Source organism: Bdellovibrio bacteriovorus, from assembly GCF_001592735.1.
GTDB lineage: Bacteria > Bdellovibrionota > Bdellovibrionia > Bdellovibrionales > Bdellovibrionaceae > Bdellovibrio > Bdellovibrio bacteriovorus_D.
This window is the reverse complement of the sequence record NZ_LUKE01000001.1, coordinates 1,913,328-1,928,883: the sequence shown is the minus strand read 5'-3', so window position 1 is coordinate 1,928,883 and position 15,556 is coordinate 1,913,328. Positions and strand designations below refer to the sequence as shown.

At 45.3% G+C, this 15,556-nt stretch carries 16 protein-coding genes; 7 read left to right on the top strand and 9 right to left on the bottom strand.

Annotated elements, in window-relative coordinates; genetic code table 11:
- Positions 1-126: 126 nt before the first annotated feature.
- On the bottom strand, positions 127-840 hold the full coding sequence (locus AZI86_RS09400) for a 3D domain-containing protein (protein ID WP_253715848.1): 714 nt from the start codon (positions 838-840) through the stop codon (positions 127-129).
- A gap of 251 nt (positions 841-1,091) precedes the next feature.
- On the opposite strand from AZI86_RS09400, the gene AZI86_RS09395 reads away from it, so the two are divergent.
- The gene (locus tag AZI86_RS09395) at positions 1,092-3,803 is read left to right on the top strand and encodes an ATP-binding protein (protein WP_061834787.1); all 2,712 of its coding nucleotides are present in this window, start codon (positions 1,092-1,094) and stop codon (positions 3,801-3,803) included.
- 6 nt (positions 3,804-3,809) lie between these two features.
- Here the strand turns inward: AZI86_RS09395 and AZI86_RS09390 are convergent, their stop codons facing one another.
- The 6 genes from AZI86_RS09390 to AZI86_RS09365 form a co-directional block, all read right to left on the bottom strand.
- Positions 3,810-4,472, bottom strand: a complete 663-nt coding sequence (locus AZI86_RS09390) for an ABC transporter ATP-binding protein (RefSeq protein ID WP_081111828.1) — start codon at positions 4,470-4,472, stop codon at positions 3,810-3,812.
- Positions 4,444-5,808, bottom strand: a complete 1,365-nt coding sequence (locus tag AZI86_RS09385; protein ID WP_253715847.1) for an ABC transporter permease — start codon at positions 5,806-5,808, stop codon at positions 4,444-4,446. Before AZI86_RS09385 ends, AZI86_RS09390 begins: the two co-directional genes overlap by 29 nt.
- Before the next feature lie 86 nt (positions 5,809-5,894).
- Complete coding sequence (locus AZI86_RS09380) at positions 5,895-6,935, bottom strand: thiamine ABC transporter substrate-binding protein (RefSeq protein WP_061834785.1); 1,041 nt, start codon at positions 6,933-6,935, stop codon at positions 5,895-5,897.
- Positions 6,936-6,938: 3 nt separating this feature from the next.
- Positions 6,939-7,421, bottom strand: a complete 483-nt coding sequence (locus AZI86_RS09375) for a DoxX family membrane protein (protein WP_061834784.1) — start codon at positions 7,419-7,421, stop codon at positions 6,939-6,941.
- 14 nt (positions 7,422-7,435) lie between these two features.
- Positions 7,436-8,125 (bottom strand): endonuclease III, encoded by a 690-nt coding sequence (gene nth, locus AZI86_RS09370; RefSeq protein ID WP_081111827.1) that lies wholly within the window; start codon positions 8,123-8,125, stop codon positions 7,436-7,438.
- The gene (locus AZI86_RS09365; RefSeq protein WP_061834783.1) at positions 8,112-8,345 is read right to left on the bottom strand and encodes a ferredoxin; all 234 of its coding nucleotides are present in this window, start codon (positions 8,343-8,345) and stop codon (positions 8,112-8,114) included. Before AZI86_RS09365 ends, nth begins: the two co-directional genes overlap by 14 nt.
- A 164-nt stretch (positions 8,346-8,509) precedes the next feature.
- Between AZI86_RS09365 and AZI86_RS09360 the strand changes: the two genes are divergently transcribed.
- The 5 genes from AZI86_RS09360 to AZI86_RS09340 all read left to right on the top strand — a co-directional run bounded on the left by AZI86_RS09360 (position 8,510) and on the right by AZI86_RS09340 (position 12,808).
- Positions 8,510-9,601, top strand: a complete 1,092-nt coding sequence (locus tag AZI86_RS09360; protein WP_061834782.1) for a GNAT family N-acetyltransferase — start codon at positions 8,510-8,512, stop codon at positions 9,599-9,601.
- The gene (locus tag AZI86_RS09355) at positions 9,598-10,527 is read left to right on the top strand and encodes a hypothetical protein (RefSeq protein ID WP_061834781.1); all 930 of its coding nucleotides are present in this window, start codon (positions 9,598-9,600) and stop codon (positions 10,525-10,527) included. The genes AZI86_RS09360 and AZI86_RS09355 overlap by 4 nt, the downstream gene beginning before the upstream one ends.
- Positions 10,528-10,563: 36 nt before the next feature.
- On the top strand, positions 10,564-11,217 hold the full coding sequence (gene elbB, locus AZI86_RS09350; RefSeq protein ID WP_061834780.1) for an isoprenoid biosynthesis glyoxalase ElbB: 654 nt from the start codon (positions 10,564-10,566) through the stop codon (positions 11,215-11,217).
- 9 nt (positions 11,218-11,226) lie between these two features.
- On the top strand, positions 11,227-12,318 hold the full coding sequence (locus tag AZI86_RS09345) for a D-alanine--D-alanine ligase family protein (RefSeq protein WP_061834779.1): 1,092 nt from the start codon (positions 11,227-11,229) through the stop codon (positions 12,316-12,318).
- Between the two features lie 70 nt (positions 12,319-12,388).
- Positions 12,389-12,808, top strand: coding sequence for a response regulator (locus tag AZI86_RS09340; RefSeq protein ID WP_061834778.1), 420 nt, complete (start codon positions 12,389-12,391; stop codon positions 12,806-12,808).
- Here the strand turns inward: AZI86_RS09340 and AZI86_RS09335 are convergent.
- Entirely contained in the window at positions 12,801-13,706 is a 906-nt protein-coding gene (locus AZI86_RS09335; RefSeq protein WP_061834777.1) for a hypothetical protein, read from the bottom strand. The two genes, AZI86_RS09340 and AZI86_RS09335, sit on opposite strands and share 8 nt — an antisense overlap.
- A 171-nt stretch (positions 13,707-13,877) precedes the next feature.
- Between AZI86_RS09335 and AZI86_RS09330 the strand changes: the two genes are divergently transcribed.
- Entirely contained in the window at positions 13,878-14,096 is a 219-nt protein-coding gene (locus AZI86_RS09330; RefSeq protein ID WP_061835128.1) for a hypothetical protein, read from the top strand.
- A 49-nt stretch (positions 14,097-14,145) separates the two neighbouring features.
- Here AZI86_RS09330 and AZI86_RS09325 read toward each other — a convergent pair whose 3' ends face one another.
- The gene (locus AZI86_RS09325; RefSeq protein WP_061834776.1) at positions 14,146-15,522 is read right to left on the bottom strand and encodes an aldehyde dehydrogenase family protein; all 1,377 of its coding nucleotides are present in this window, start codon (positions 15,520-15,522) and stop codon (positions 14,146-14,148) included.
- Positions 15,523-15,556: the final 34 nt, after the last annotated feature.

Below are 15,556 nucleotides of genomic sequence, written 5' to 3'. Positions count from 1 at the left end.
CTTACTAGTTGAAATGACTGGATATTAAGGGCTAAAAAATTTCTGTACAAAGGTCTAGGTAAAGCTAGACCAAGGGCTAAAAAAGCCAATCATTACAAGGGTTATGTTACACAGAAATCAGAATTTTTAGCGATTTGAGGGTTTCAGCCCAGGATACCCGCGCTGTTCTTGCACCAAAGCCCGTTCATCACTGGAGGCACGGCGAAATTCAAAGCGATTTTTAGGATCACCAAAACCCAGGCGAGCTAAGGTGTTTGCTTTTTGTCGATGGTCAAAAAAACCAGTGAAAAAATCCAAGCGGTTAGCCCCTTTGATGGCGCCCCCCGCATCACGCACAATCACGTAACCGTCATGCACTTCACCGGTCGGCAATTCAGCTCCTACAAGACGAGGAATGAATAAAACCTCACCCACATCATAAACGCTTAAATCTGCGGCCACCGAAAAGTATGGATCCAAACAAATTCCCCGAACGCCATAGCCGTAAGGGCACTTCGTCGTATCAACCACCATAAACCGGGGCACGCCCTCTTTGGTCGAATGATAATTGAAAGAGACAATCTCTTTACCATCGTCGACAAAGCAAGAGCCCTGCAAAAGGCAGTTGTCATAGTCTTTTTGGCAAAGTGTTATCAGTCTTTTCCCCTCAACAGACACCAAATCGCGCGTCTCTGTACTGGCGCACTTGGACTCACTTTGATGAATTGTGGGCTTGTAGTAGATGGTCGGATTCAAAGCAAGACCGTCAGAGGATTTTGAAGCCGCACACGAAACCAGGCCCACCGCCGCGGCACAAACCGCAATCATGCTCATAAGACGGTGAATGTTCAAAATACTCATCCTAAAAACCCCACTCAAGTAGCTCCCAGTTATAGCAGAGCAGGCTGTTTTTAGCTTGGCGCCTAGGCAAATTACAACATTTCTTGCAACTCTTGCAGAGTTGTCAAAATTTTAAACGTTTGTTTATTGGCTTTCTGTAATAAAAAACCCAAAAAAGTCCAAGGGCAAAAGTCGAAAATTCGCTCTCTATCCGAACTACTCATTGCCCGAGGGAAAGCGATACGCTATCACTTAAATCACACCGGGACACAATGACTTTACGATTACGTATTTTTCTTTTTAATCTTATCTCCGTCTTCCTGGCGACTTTCGTGGTTGCCTTGATCGGGTTAAAAATTGTGGAATCCACGGTGATCGACAGTACTTATGAACGGTTGACGCAAATTCGTATCAGCAAGACCACTGCGATTGAAAACTATTTTCGCGACCTCCAAACAGCCATCAACCTGATTTCTTCCCACGAACTGACCGATGATATGATCTTTGATAAAAAGATCGAAAAGTATCACGACTTTCGTCGTCTCTTGGACAATTATGTTTTAGACTTCAACATCTATGACATGTCCTTGATCACCAATAAGGGCGTCATCGTTTATAGCACCCGCAAAGATGTTGAAGACGGTGCTTCAATTTTTTCAGACATCCCCAGCGCCAATAAAATTCGCGACCTGTTTAACTGGGGTATGAAGGCGCAAGAGGGTTCAACCCTGTTCCTAGACTTTGACAAAGACCCGATCAGCCCGAACTCGGCCACCGGTTATGTCGCAGCCCCGATTTATCGTCATGCCACCATTGTCGGTGTGATCTTGTTAAAAATTTCCATTTCAGAAATTGACCGCATCACCAGTGATAATTTTGCCTGGGCCACTCATGGCATGGGGCAAACCGGGGAAACTCTTATTTATGGCGAAGACTGGAGTTTGCGTAACACCGGTCGTTTCCGCGTCGAGGGCAATGTGGCCGGAACGCCGGGACAAGATGCCGATATCCTTTCGCCGAATCGCGGTGATGAAGATATTAAAAAGATCGAAAACATGAGCGAGGTGCGAGAGCTTGGGATCGACTATCGCAATCAGAAAGTCATTCGCTCTATCGGAAAAATTTATCTGCCTAACGGAGAGCTTTGGTATATCCAAACGAAGCTTGATGAAAACGAGGCTTTCGCCGTTTTAGATCGTATCGCGATTGCTTCGAGTGCCGCGGCGGTTTTGATCTTTATCTTGTTCTTCTTTGCCACTTTTGCCGCTACCGGAAAAGTGGTCGAACCCATTCAGCTTTTGACGGATCGTTTAGAAAAACTGGGCACCAGCAATCTGACCCAAAAAATCAACTATCAATCCAAAGACGAAATCGGTCTTTTGGTCAGCAAGTACAATCAGCTGGCCGATCGCTTAGAAACCACCACCGTGTCTAAGGAGTTCCTAGACAGTGTTATCCAATCAATCAAAGCCTTCCTTTTCATCGTTAAAATCAATCCGCACGACGACTGGCGCCAGAGCTCTTACGCGATTTCGCAAGCCAATGAGGCAGCCTTAAAACTTTTGGGTATCTCTTACAGTCAGCTGGCACATATTGATTTGAAAACCTTGATTCACGCCACCCCGGATTTCAATAACTACAACTGGTTGCTGCAGACACGCCACAGTATCGAAGCGGAAATAGTAAACAGTGAAGGCCGCCGCATCCCGATCTTGATGAACTGGGCGGCCCTCCCCAATCGCACCACCAAAGACCTTACGTTTGTTTTCGTTTGTACCGACATCACTGAACGTATCAATGCCGAACAAGCCCTCATTGAGGCCCGTGAACAAGCCGTTAAAGCTTCCCAGGCCAAGTCCGAATTTTTAGCTAGAATGAGTCATGAGATCCGTACTCCGCTCAATGCCATTATCGGAATCACAGATATTCTAGCAGAATCAGACCTGAAGCCCGAACAAGAACAGCTGGTCAATGTTTGCGCCAATGCTGGAGAAAATCTTTTAGCGTTGATCAATGATATTTTGGATATTTCTAAAATCGAAGCTCGCGAAGTGCGTTTAGAAAAAATCGCTTTTGACTTAGATACAACGACCAAAAATATCTGTGAAATCTTACAACAAAAAGCCGCCGAAAAAGATCTGCGTTTCCATTTACGCATTAATTTGGATGACCGGGGCAATCACGTGGTGATCGGTGATCCCACTCGTCTGCGCCAAATTCTTTTTAACTTGATTGGAAATGCGATCAAGTTCACTAATAACGGTGAAATTGCCGTGGCCTTAGAGTTTGATTCTGCCGACAAACGCCATGTGCGCTTTGCAATCCAAGATAGCGGTACCGGAATTCCAAAAGATAAGCAGCATCTTTTATTCCAAAACTTTGTTCAGGCCGACAGCTCTATCACCCGTAAATTTGGTGGCAGCGGTTTAGGCCTCACAATTTCTAAAAACTTGGTTGAACTTATGGGCGGGCGCATCTGGTTCCAAAGTGAAGAAGGTCGGGGAAGTACATTCTTCTTCACCCTTCCCTATACGCCAGCTGAAACCCAAGAAGTTGAGAACACGCAAACCCAACAACCCGAAGCACCGAAAACTGATGCCGTCCTGGCGCACAACGCCCGCATCTTGATCGTCGATGATACCGAAGACAACCGCTTCCTTTTAATGACTTACCTAAAACGTTTGCCATTTGAAGTAGAGCAAGCTGAAAACGGACTTGAGGCGGTCAATAAAGCCCTGGCCAATCCTTACGATATGATTTTGATGGATATTCAGATGCCCGTGATGGATGGATATGCCGCGACCCAAAAAATCAGACAGTGGGAAAAAATCCATAGTCGCAAGGCGATTCCAATTATTGCGGTCAGCGCCAACGCGATGGCTGAAGACGTTCAAAAATCTTTAGATGCGGGATGTACGGAGCACGTCACAAAGCCTATTAAGAAAACAGCTCTTTTAGAGATGATTCAACGGTATACAATTTGATTTGATCTAATCCGTAATCAAACGTCCGTTTTTAATTTCCGAAACCTTGGTTGCTAAAACTTCTACGTCCTTTTGATCATGAGTCACTAAGACGGTGGGAATATTTTCAGCATCAATCACAGATTTCACCAAGCGTCGACTTTCATCGCGCAGTTCTTGATCTAGGGCAGAAAACGGTTCGTCTAACAGCAGCAACCGCGGCTCCCCCATTAAAGCGCGAGCCAAGGCCACGCGCTGCTTTTCCCCGCCAGACAAAATCGCGGATTTGCGATCAATAAATGAACTCATTTGCAAAACTTCAATCAAATGTTTTAGCCGAGCTTGAGCCTTGGCATTTTCAACCTTGCGTGCGCGAGCCGCGAACAGAATATTTTCTCGAGCTGACATATGCGGAAAAAGATCTAAGGTTTGAAAGACGACACCCATGCGACGATCTGGAGTTTTTAATTTCGCCAGATCCTCCCCTTTAAAGTTCCACACCAGGCCCGGGCAATCCTCTAACCCCAACAAAATACGAAACACCGAGGTCTTACCTGAACCTGATGGCCCCCACAAGACGGTGACACCTTTATCCAGGATTTCCCACCGAGGAATATCTAAAACAAATTCAAGTTCATGCTTGCTGTTGGGGCGAAAATAGTTACGCTTCAAATTTTCGACGTAAGACATAGCTTCCCCCTTTGCATGCGCAGTAACAAACCGCCCCCGCCAAGATAATTAAAACACTCACCGCCGTGGCTTGATCTAAACGATATCCCGACATCAAAGAGTCTGTCATCATTGCGATACTCACTTCTTTATGAGCTAAAATTCTAGACACCGCAAAATCGCCGCAAGTCCACACTGCAGCGATACCAGCTAGCACGCCGGCCTTTTCAGAAATTTGCGGAAAAAGAATTTCCTTAAAAATCATCGCGTGAGAAGCCCCCATTGTGTAAGCGACACGAATCTGCTGTTCTAAGGCATGCAATGAACTGTCCCATCCCATACGGAAAAGACCATTCAGGCTTAACAAAACCAAAGCGATCGGAATTTTAATATAAGGATAAAACCCTTCATTGGGTGTCAGAATCAAAAAACTAAAACACGCCAGCGACGTCGAAGGTGCCACATATCCCGCTAAGAATTTTTCAAACCACCATTTTGGCCAACAATAAGCAATCAACATCAAGGCAACGTAAGAAAAAATCCCCGCCGTCATTCCCAAAAACACGCTGCCACCAAAAGCTTTTAAGATGTCCGGCCCCATCCCCGCAAATCTTTCAAACTTCATCAGCCCATTTAAAACACCTTGGCCATAACCGTAAAAATAAAACAGCCCGCATAAAGCTAAAAACACCACCCCTGAAGGCATGGCCACGGCTTTCAAAGAGGCCTCGCGCGAGGCCGGCGGCACCGCCCCTTTGCCAACGATAAAAGAAACCGCGAAAATAAAAAGCGATTGCAGAAAGGCTAGCACAATAGCTTCGCCCCATTCAGCGGATAATCTGATTTTTTCATAAATTAAAACTTCGACCGTCGTTCCCATTCCGCCACCGACAATCAAAGGAACCGAAAAACTACCAAAACAAATAATGAATACAAAAAGTCCTAAATATAAAAGCTCTTTCCGCAGCATCGGGATCAGAACCTGAAACCAGATCATGTGCCGCGAAGCACCTTCGACGTAAGCAAGTTCAATGACATGCCCGATACGTGACTCCAGTGTCCGCGCCAATAATACAGCCACCAATCCAAAGTTGATCGCCGTATGAACAAAGATAATCCCTGCAAGCCCCATGGGAAAAAAATCCACCGCGTTTAAAATCGCGAGCAAACTAAAAAGAGGTGGCAAAAAATTCGGGATGAGACATAAAATCTCAGCCGCTTTTCGCCAGGATCCATGACGTAACGAAACCAAGCCCAACGCTGCCCACAATCCAAATATCAAAGAAAACAGAGCCGAAAAAAAACTTTGCGTGAAACTGTTCTTGAAAGCCCAACGCAACTCTTCAGCGTTAGGCATTTGCGAAATTTGAAATTGAGAAAATAGAAACAAAAATGGGAAAAGTAAAAACAAAACCAAACTAAGACGCAAAAGACTTCTTAGATTCAATTGACTTCGCCTCGACGAATTTCGGTCCATCTTTTCAGCAACCGGTCCACTTCGGACGTAGAAAGCATCTCCACTTCATCCATGGTCTTAACGGTCATTGCCGATTCAAATGGAGTGCCTTCCATAACCCCCTTCATCACCGGGAACATATAGTTTTTTTCCATGATGATCTTTTGCCCTTCGGGCGACAGCATCAAGTTCACGAATTGTTCGGCTAAATCGCAATGGCGGCAGAATTCTGGAATACCCACAAATTCAAATTGAACCGGTGATGGCTCCACAAATGGCAAAGCCACAAAGTTTTTATCTTTGTCTTCCACCAAATGATACAGCGGCGAAGTCACGTAAGAATAAACCAAAGAAGCCTGTTTGTTAGTGAATAAGCCATAGGCTGTCGACCATGTCGGTGAAAAACTGTGGGCTTGGTTCATCATCTTTTTTAGAAATTCAAAACCAGCGTCTTCACCCTTGCTGCGAATAACCCAGTATAAGAACTGCATTCCCGGAGAACTTGTACGAGGATCTTGCAAAGCAATTTGTTTTGCATAAACAGGATCTAATAAGTCATCGAGTTTTGAAGGGTGTCTGCCCGCATCGTTACGACGAGCCACAAAGGTTAAAGCGCCCCAGTCGTAAGGAACAAAAAAGCTGTTTGATAATGCCGGCTTCACGGAATCATAAACTGGCATATCGCCTATGTTCAGTTTCCGCCACGACTGTTCAGACACGGCCTTTGAAAGATCAAACTGATCAAGGCCCACCACCAGATCTGCGCCTAAGCTTTCACCTTCGATTTTTAGACGCTGAAGTAGGATGCCGGAATCACTGCCTTCGATAAACTCCACTTTGCATTTACAAGTTTTCTCAAAATGCTCTTTTAAAAGCGGGCCCGCACCCCAGCGACCGGTGAAAGACGCATACCCGAAAACACGTAAAGTCGTGACCGATCCTGAATTAAAACCTTTTTCGTTACGATTCAGCAGAGCTAAAAAAAGACCGACAAAGACCACGGTGATAAAAAAGATAAAGTGCTTCATTTACTACCACCACAATCCACGGCGACGCTTAAAGAAATAATAATCTATACCCAGGCAACGTCCCGCCCCCACCCAAGCTAAAATCACATGCGTGGCTAGAAATGTTTTATACAAATCTTCAGACGCCGGGCCCGAGATAAAGAGCATGGTCACGCAAAGCAAGATTCCCAACATCGCCACCGGGCGAACCACATACCCAATGATATAAGAAATAGCGATCGCAAACTCTAAGCCTAAAATAATAAAGGCCACCGTTTGCCAATGCGGGATCATTTGGCTTGAAGCAAAGATCTTAAACCAATTCGGCGCGTGACTGGCCGGAAGCCATTCTGCAATTTGGTCCGCGATACGCGGGCGACTTAAAAAATCACCTTTATATTTATTCAAAGCTTGTTCTAAATAATAATAACCTAAGAAGATTCTTAAAAAAGAAATCGGCAGAAGGTGACCAACGTATTTAACGCTCTCAAAGAATGAAACCAGCATGGGATCATTGTGGCCTAGACACCTATCTTGGGGCAAGTCTCCTCTAAAAAGCAGTGACTGCACGCAGGTTTTCTCGCCTTACAGACAGCTCGACCATGTGAGATCAGATAATGAGAAAACATCACCCAATCTTCCTGGGGAACCTGGGGATTCAGTTCCCTTTCAATAACCACCGCGTTTTCACCACGCACCCATCCCAAGCGGTTGCTTAAACGAGTGACATGAGTATCGACAACGATGCCGCTAGCGATCCCAAAGGCATTTCCCAAAACGACGTTGGCAGTTTTACGTCCCACGCCTGGAAGCTCGACCAAAGGCCCGAGCTCCTGTGGGATTTCGCCTTCGTATTTTTCAACCAAATCAATGGCGGCGGTCTTTAAGCTCTTGGCTTTGTTTTTGAAAAAACCGGTCGAACGAATCAATTCTTCGATGTCTTCAATGGGGGCTTTTGCCATTTTTTGAGGAGTGCCATATTTTTTAAACAAAGCAGGGGTGACTTTATTAACGCGCTCATCAGTGCACTGAGCGGACAACACGGTGGCCACTAAGAGCTCGTAAGGATTAGTAAAATCCAAAGCGCAGTGCGCATCAGGGTAGTATTTTTTAAATAAAGCAAGGGTCTCTAAAAGAGGCGCTGGCTTGGGCTTTACCTTTTTAGCAGGAACTTTTTTTGCGACTTTTTTGACGGGCTTATTCGCCGTCATTGCCTATCGCTTCTACTGGACAACCCTCCATCGCCTCTTTGCACAATTCTTCTTCTTCAGGGGAAGAAGGTTGTTTAGCGACGAAGGCATGGCCGTCTTCATCATGCATGTGAAAGTTATTAGGCGCGGTTAAAACGCAAGCGTCGCAAGCAATACAAGATTGATCGACGAACATTTTACCGGGCTTGTTGTCTTTCCAGCTCTGACTTTTATCTGCCATGGGGGTGCTCCTAAAGGCCCTTAATATAAAACTTTTGCCCCTGATGTCAAACTTCCTTCCGGACTTGGGTCGCATTTTTCAGGCCCTGGTTTGTCAAAAGCTGGGGTCCCCTCCCCATCCCGGCTATACTGAAAATCAGGTCGAAAGACTTTAAAGGAGAGTTCATGGAAGGACCTCGTTCCCCCAATGAAGCAGAATTGCCTCACGTTCTTGAATTTTTGAACCAAAAACTGCGCAATGAGGCCCCTTGGTCTATTGCCGCTGAGTATCCAACCGCCTTTAACCGCAACAACTTGCACAATATGCGTATTATCGCCGATGAGGGCAAAGTCCTTTCGCATGCAGTATTAAAGCCTCTGATTATTAAGTCTCCTCACGTTATTTTTAAAGTGGGCGCCATTGGATCCGTTGTGACCCATGACGAACACCGGGGGCAGGGCTTAAGCACCCAAATCGTCAAAGACTGCTTAAAAATGGCGACGGAACAGTCATGTGATATCGCGATTCTTTGGACGGACCTTTTTGATTTCTACCGCCGCATGGGCTTTGAACTTGCGGGCAACGAAGTGAGCTTCGTCATCGAAGAAGAATTTGAAGCCAATAACGAAGGCCTGCGCTTTTCGACGGACCCTCGCGTATCACCAGACGCGATTTATCGTCTTTATTCCTCTCACTCGATCAACTCGGTTCGCACTATTGAAGAAACCAAAAAATTTCTTTCGATTCCGCAAACCAAGGTCTACACCGCTTGGGAGTCTAATGGTCAACTGGCGGCTTATGCGATTGAAGGAAAAGGCATTGATTTAGGAGGCTATCTGCATGAATGGGGTGGTTCGGTTTCTAAATTAATGGCGTTATTTAGTTTTATTCGCATGCAAAAAGGTCAACCCGTCACGGTGATTTGCCCTCGGCACGCCACTAATTTGATTCAACAACTTGAAAAATTGCCTGTGACCAAAAATCACGGCTTTTTGGGCATGATTAAGCTTGTGAACTTTGATCAGTTGTCGGCAAAAATCAAACGCGCTTTCCGCGCCGAAGGAGTGGCCGATATTGTTTTGGAAAAACATCCGACTCAATATGTTTTCGGTATTGGAACGGATCTTTACACCATCAATAAAGAAACCGACATGGTTCGCTTGTTGTTTGGTCCGGTGGACTATCGCGCCATGGATATGTTTAAGCCCGAAACATTAGACAAATTAGAAAAAATCTTACCGTTACCCCTGTGGATTTGGGGCTGGGACTCTATATGAATTTAAAAAACACCTTATTAGCGCTGCTTGTAATGGGCGGCATGCTTTCTTGCGTGAAAGCACCAGAATCTGAAGACGTCGATACAACACCCGAAGCAGTTTTAGAGTCAGTTTCAGAATTATGGGGCACAGCGGATCCGTTTGCATTGAATGTAAATGAATTTGCGGCCTTCGAAACCACTCAAAAAGTGGAAACCAATCCGAATCCGTTCTTTACTTTGCGTGAAGGCATCACGGTGAAAGAGCGTGTGGACTCTGATCAAAATGGGGCCAAGATCACCCGTTATAAATTTAACTATCAGTTTGATATGATGCGCGGTGAAGAACAAACGCCTCAATCCACTAAAGAAGCTCAACGTGGTTATTGCCGTGGAGCATGCTCTGCCGCGGTGGCGGACAATCAATCTTTGGAAGTACAAACTGCTGGCTTAAAACAAAAAAGCATTCACACTCTTTCTGACGACTCAAATATGATTCTTGGTTTTGAAAGAGCCGGTTATCTGGCAAGCACTTGTTTCAATGATGAGGAAGAACAAGCGGCCTGTGTCAAAGAGGGTTATGACAGTTGCGAACGAAAATGCGTAAATTTAAAGTCTGAAGAAATCATGCGCGCAGTTCCTCAAGCGGTCATGGACCAACCCAATTGCGGCGGATACAAAGATTGTAAATGGCTCACTAAAACTCTGTCGTTTGATCTTATTCAAACTTATAAAAAAGGCAGCTTAACGGAGACTTTACGCGCCAGTTTCTGGGCGACCTTCACTCCGGAATTGCCATTCATGGCACGTCTGACAGATTTCTGTATTCGTCAGTTGGTCACGATCAAAACAGCGAACCCGAGTGATCCAATGAACGGCCGCAAGGTCTTAGTGAATAACTGCAATAGTCTAACAAATTATAAACCGGCCCCGTTGCCAACTCCTTAAAATCACAGTAGTCTAAAACCTCTTTCGGGAGGTTTTATGAAAAAAATTGCCGTGGTTCTTTCCGGAGCCGGATATCTTGATGGCAGTGAAATCACAGAGGCCGTCAGCCTATTGATTGCCCTTAGTCAGGCAGGTGCAAAGGTCACTTGTTTTGCTCCCGATATCGAACTTTCCGAGGTCAATCATCTTAAGGGCGAAGCGACTTCGGCGAAACGCTCTGTTTTACAGGAGTCCGCGCGCATTGCTCGCGGACACGTTCAAAACCTCAACCTGCTGCAAGAAAAAGACTTTGATGGCCTGGCATTTCCTGGTGGCTATGGCGCCGCTAAAAATCTTTGCAACTGGGCCGAAAAAGGGGCGAAGTGTGACGTGAACCCTGAAGTCCGTCGCGTGATTTTAGATTTTTACAACGCAAGCAAACCCATTGCGGCCATCTGTATCGCTCCTGTCTTATTAGCAAAAGTATTAGGCGATAAAAAACCGACTTTAACTATCGGCAACGATCCGGCGACGATCGCGGAATTGCAAAAGGCCGGTGCCGTTCATGAAGAATGTCCGGTGGATGATTATATCTCTGATCGTGAAACCAAAATTGTGACCACCCCCGCTTATATGTATGACGATGCTCGGCCCAATGAAGTCTTCGCGGGTATTTTTGGCTTGGTTCACGAACTTGTAGAATGGGCATAAGGAATTAAAATGAAAAAGAACGTTGCACTTATTTTTGGTGGTAAATCAGCAGAACACGAAGTGTCTTTGCGATCTGCAAAGAATGTCGCTGACGCTTTAGATAAAAATCTTTTTTCACCAATCCTTATTGGTATCAGCAAAGAAGGCAGCTGGTATCGCTTCCCGTCCGACGCCGTTTTTTCACAAGCCACAAAGATTGTCGATAAAGCGTTACCACCACAAGCAGAACCTGTTGCCTTGATTTCCTTAGAAGGAAAACCGGTTCTTTATTCATTGCAAAATCAAAGTAAAACAAATGTCGATGCCGCCTTCCCGATCTTGCACGGCACCATGGGTGAAGACGGAACTATTCAAGGTCTTTTCAAAATGGTGCAGCTGGCTTTTGTCGGTTGTGGCGTTTGGTCCTCTGCTGCGGGCATGGACAAAGAAATCATGAAAAGACTTTTCACCGAAGCACAGATTCCCAATGCACGTTACATGTTACTGACGCCGTATAAAAACACATCTTACCAAGACGTCGTCAACAAGCTGGGCTCTCCGTTTTTCATTAAGCCGGCAAACGCGGGCTCTTCGGTGGGCGTTCATAAAATTAAAACAGTGGAAGACTTTGAAAAGGGCTTAAAAGACTCTTTCCAATTCGATACCAAAGTTTTAGCCGAAGAATTTATTGAAGGTCGCGAAATTGAATGTTCGGTGATGGGTCACAATCGCGAACCGCAAGCGTCTCTTCCTGGTGAAATTATTCCGCAGCATGAGTTTTATTCTTATGAAGCCAAGTACATCGATGATAATGGCGCTTTGTTAAAAATTCCGGCAGAGATGACATCAGAAGCGCTTCAAAAATTGCAAACTTTAGCTAAGAAAACCTATCAGGTGATGGGCTGTGACGGCCTTACTCGCGTGGACTTTTTCTTACGTAAAAACGGAGATTTTTACGTTAACGAAATCAACACCATCCCGGGATTTACGAAGATTTCAATGTATCCTAAGATGTGGGAAGCCTCAGGTTTGGGTTATCGCGATCTGATTACGAAACTCATTCACTTAGGTCTAGAGAAGCACAGCGAAGAGCAGAAACTAAAAACCAGCTACCTGGATTAAACCTTTGCAATAGACGTTTAGATTCGGTTAAGAACGGCCATTTTTGAAAATCACCTTCCGATAAGAAGATATGACTTTAAAATGGCTGACCGGTTCTAATCATACGGCAAAAAATCTATTAGAAAAAAAATCCATTTTGATCGTCGACGATGTCGAAGACAACCGCCTGCTTTTGCAACATATCCTTTCTAAAAGAGGCGCTAAACTAACCCTGGCTAAAAACGGTGAAGAGGGTGTGAGAAAAGCCCTCGCTGAAAATTACGACGTAATAATAATGGATATTCAAATGCCGATCATGGACGGTTACACCGCGACACGCCAGTTACGTCAAGCGGGATACAAAAACCCAATTATTGCTTTAACGGCTCACTCTATGAAAGATGATCGCGAACGATGTTTGGCGGCAGGATGCACGGACTATCTTACCAAGCCCGTGCATGTAGAAACATTGATGGAAACTATTTTGAATCTTTCCACCGATTTTAAATAGGGAGTCTTTGGCCTTTGTCGTCGTAGACCCCATTATCTACCGTTCCTTCTTTACCATCCACTCCGTCGGCTCCTGGACCTCCGTATCGATCATAAGTTTTATAAAGCTCCGGGTATCGAGTGTTGCTCTGAAGGTAACCCAACCCAACAGGTGCTGGGGGACCTGGGTCACCACCGCGTGGATTTCCCCGTCCTTTATTGCCTCCGCGTCCCCCATATTTATGCGGTACCATGACAAAGTGATCGTAACTTTTGATCGTGAACTTTAAGGATCCTGACGAGCCCCCCGTTTTCCCATCCGCACCGGGATATCCGCGTTTTCCTTTACCACCTAACCAGGTTTTAAGAACTTCGACTTCGCTACACCCTTTGCATTGTATGAGTTTTCCGGGCTCGCCGACTAGCGCAGCATCAGGCTCTGCCCCATCACTTCCGTTTCCACCCTGCTGGCCTCTCATGGTGATTTCTAAAAATCCTTCGCCTTGATCCACGATCATGTAAAAGATCCCCCCACTTCGCCCTTCGATATCCAAAGGCGCCTGTGCTCCTTCAGGAAAAGTTTCGATTTTGCCATTTGAAGACAGCTCTTTTACTTCTAAGCGAAGGTTCTGTCCCAAAGTATAAAGGACTGCGCCTTTTTCTATTTGCAAATAATCTAGCTGAACTGTGTGGTCCTTAGCGAGTGAAGGCTCTCTCTCCATTTTAATAAATTCTTCTTTAGTTAAAAAATCTCCTTCAAAAAAATAAATGTCCTTATCGACCACCAACTCGGCCCTTTGCTGAAGGACGACAGGCTTCACGTTTTCCGGTTCATTTTTAGTTTCTTGATTTGGATCTTTGATTTCCACGCAAGCGCTGAGACTCGCCAGTGCACATAACAGTAATAATGTTTTTTTCATAAATACCCCCTAGGCGTGGAGGGGTTTATCAATTTCTAAACCATAGATAGCGGTCAGGTTTTTACGGTTTTACGTTCGAACTCCGGACTTAAATCTGTGAACGGCTTTTGCATAAGCACTCTTATGCTCAAGGCATGAAGCCGTCATCTTATGGATGTGAGCACTCAAAGGATGAGACAACTGATGGATTACAACAAGGTCAATTATTTCGAGAAAGCGGACTCTACCAAACACCGCGAGTTTATAATTTCCCAAAACAATTGCATACTTTGCGGCACGGTCTTAGAGCTTAAGCATATTGCCGATCGCGGAATTTTAGAAATTAAAGAAGAAGCCTTTTGCCCTCATTGTGAAGTCAAAACACGCACGAAAACCCACGCATTGAACTAAGACCGGCGTCAAATTTTTAACAGGGGTTTTCGTCAGAATTCTGTCGTTTTTACGCCCCTGCCAATTTTTTTACATCTGAATAAAAATCGCCCCGCCAAGACATGTCCGGCAGACCGAAACTAGACTGCTTTTGTCCTAAGATGGTCGGTGTCTTTGCATCAATCCAAGAGTTTGACCACACATAAGAAACTTCCAATTGGCCGGAAACCTTCAATGTTTTTTCCGGCGAACCCCAGACCACGGCGGAATGGGCCAGATAAGAAGTATTGGCCCATTTTACGGCTTCGTGCTGATATTTTACCGGCGTCACCAAAATCAAAGGGCCTGCAACTTCATCTTGTTGAAAAACGCTACATTGCGGAAGATCTTGCATTAGAACCGGACGTATAAAGTTTCCTGCCGCCACGTCACCACCCGCCACAAGCTTTCCATGCTCTTGCACTCCGGTTTGCGCAGTGGATTTTAACTCTTCCACTCGGTCAGCAGAAATAAGCGGCGTCCACATTTCAGAACCTTCGGGATTTTTTAACGGCTGCAAGTTTTGAATATAACTTTTCGCCTTTTCCATAAATGCGGGGGCCAGCGATTCAGGAATGAATAGACGAGACGTGTTCCAACACATCTGTCCCTGGCCCATTAAAAACGGCTTTAAAATCTCTGCCATATGATTTTCATAATCAGCATCCGCCAAAACTATCAAAGCATTCTTAGCGCCTCCGCTGAGCTGAACTTTTTTTAATTGCGCGACACTGGCCTTAGCAATAGATTCAACCGTCGCGGGACGTCCTACTGCAGAAACAGCGCGAATCCCCGGGTGACTGGCAATCAACTCTGCCACTTCGCTTTTTCCTTGCAAGATCTGCACGACTCCCGCCGGCAGACCACAAGCCACGACGGCCTCGCCCACAATCTTAGCCGTGATAGGAGAATGCTCGGAAACCTTGATAATAACAGCATTACCCGCAGCAAGTGCCGGAGCTAAACGTTCCATCACAAGCTTTAAAGAGCAAGACCAAGGAGTAATAATACCAATGACACCCACCGGTGAAGGAATTTCCGTGGTCGAAGAAAAAGAACGCAAATCTTGAGCGATAGCTTGAAGCAAGCCAACAGAAGAAGCCACACTAGCTTCGCGAACAAAAGCCGACGCAAGCCCCTGATGAAGAGCTTCTTGGTAAGAAATTTCCGCCGAATGCTGCGACAAGTGCTGAGCCATTTTATCTAAAAAATCAGCTCTTTCGAGGAAAGAAGAATTCTTAAAAGTAGTCGCCGCCTTCTTAGCTCCCTGCAAAGCCGTAATAAAATCAAAAGCTCCCGAATCAACAACAGAACCCAAGACAGCTCCATCAAAAGGAGAAACCTTAGAAAAAGTTTTTCCCTCAGAACCAGCTACAAATGAACTAGAAATAAAATTAAGAAATTCCATCGAATGGAACCATACCACCTAACTCAAGGCTTTT

Excerpts from the sequence above, each read along its gene's own strand:
- AZI86_RS09330 (WP_061835128.1), top strand. The coding sequence starts at position 13,878 with ATGAGACAACTGATGGATTACAACAAGGTCAATTATTTCGAGAAAGCG.
- nth (WP_081111827.1), bottom strand. The coding sequence starts at position 8,125 with ATGACGGCGAATAAGCCCGTCAAAAAAGTCGCAAAAAAAGTTCCTGCT.
- AZI86_RS09380 (WP_061834785.1), bottom strand. The coding sequence starts at position 6,935 with ATGAAGCACTTTATCTTTTTTATCACCGTGGTCTTTGTCGGTCTTTTT.
- AZI86_RS09335 (WP_061834777.1), bottom strand. The coding sequence starts at position 13,706 with ATGAAAAAAACATTATTACTGTTATGTGCACTGGCGAGTCTCAGCGCT.
- AZI86_RS09360 (WP_061834782.1), top strand. The coding sequence starts at position 8,510 with ATGGAAGGACCTCGTTCCCCCAATGAAGCAGAATTGCCTCACGTTCTT.
- AZI86_RS09345 (WP_061834779.1), top strand. The coding sequence starts at position 11,227 with ATGAAAAAGAACGTTGCACTTATTTTTGGTGGTAAATCAGCAGAACAC.
- AZI86_RS09385 (WP_253715847.1), bottom strand. The coding sequence starts at position 5,808 with ATGCCTAACGCTGAAGAGTTGCGTTGGGCTTTCAAGAACAGTTTCACG.
- elbB (WP_061834780.1), top strand. The coding sequence starts at position 10,564 with ATGAAAAAAATTGCCGTGGTTCTTTCCGGAGCCGGATATCTTGATGGC.
- AZI86_RS09340 (WP_061834778.1), top strand. The coding sequence starts at position 12,389 with ATGACTTTAAAATGGCTGACCGGTTCTAATCATACGGCAAAAAATCTA.
- AZI86_RS09395 (WP_061834787.1), top strand. The coding sequence starts at position 1,092 with ATGACTTTACGATTACGTATTTTTCTTTTTAATCTTATCTCCGTCTTC.
- AZI86_RS09375 (WP_061834784.1), bottom strand. The coding sequence starts at position 7,421 with ATGCTGGTTTCATTCTTTGAGAGCGTTAAATACGTTGGTCACCTTCTG.
- AZI86_RS09325 (WP_061834776.1), bottom strand. The coding sequence starts at position 15,522 with ATGGAATTTCTTAATTTTATTTCTAGTTCATTTGTAGCTGGTTCTGAG.
- AZI86_RS09365 (WP_061834783.1), bottom strand. The coding sequence starts at position 8,345 with ATGGCAGATAAAAGTCAGAGCTGGAAAGACAACAAGCCCGGTAAAATG.
- AZI86_RS09400 (WP_253715848.1), bottom strand. The coding sequence starts at position 840 with ATGAGTATTTTGAACATTCACCGTCTTATGAGCATGATTGCGGTTTGT.
- AZI86_RS09390 (WP_081111828.1), bottom strand. The coding sequence starts at position 4,472 with ATGTCTTACGTCGAAAATTTGAAGCGTAACTATTTTCGCCCCAACAGC.
- AZI86_RS09355 (WP_061834781.1), top strand. The coding sequence starts at position 9,598 with ATGAATTTAAAAAACACCTTATTAGCGCTGCTTGTAATGGGCGGCATG.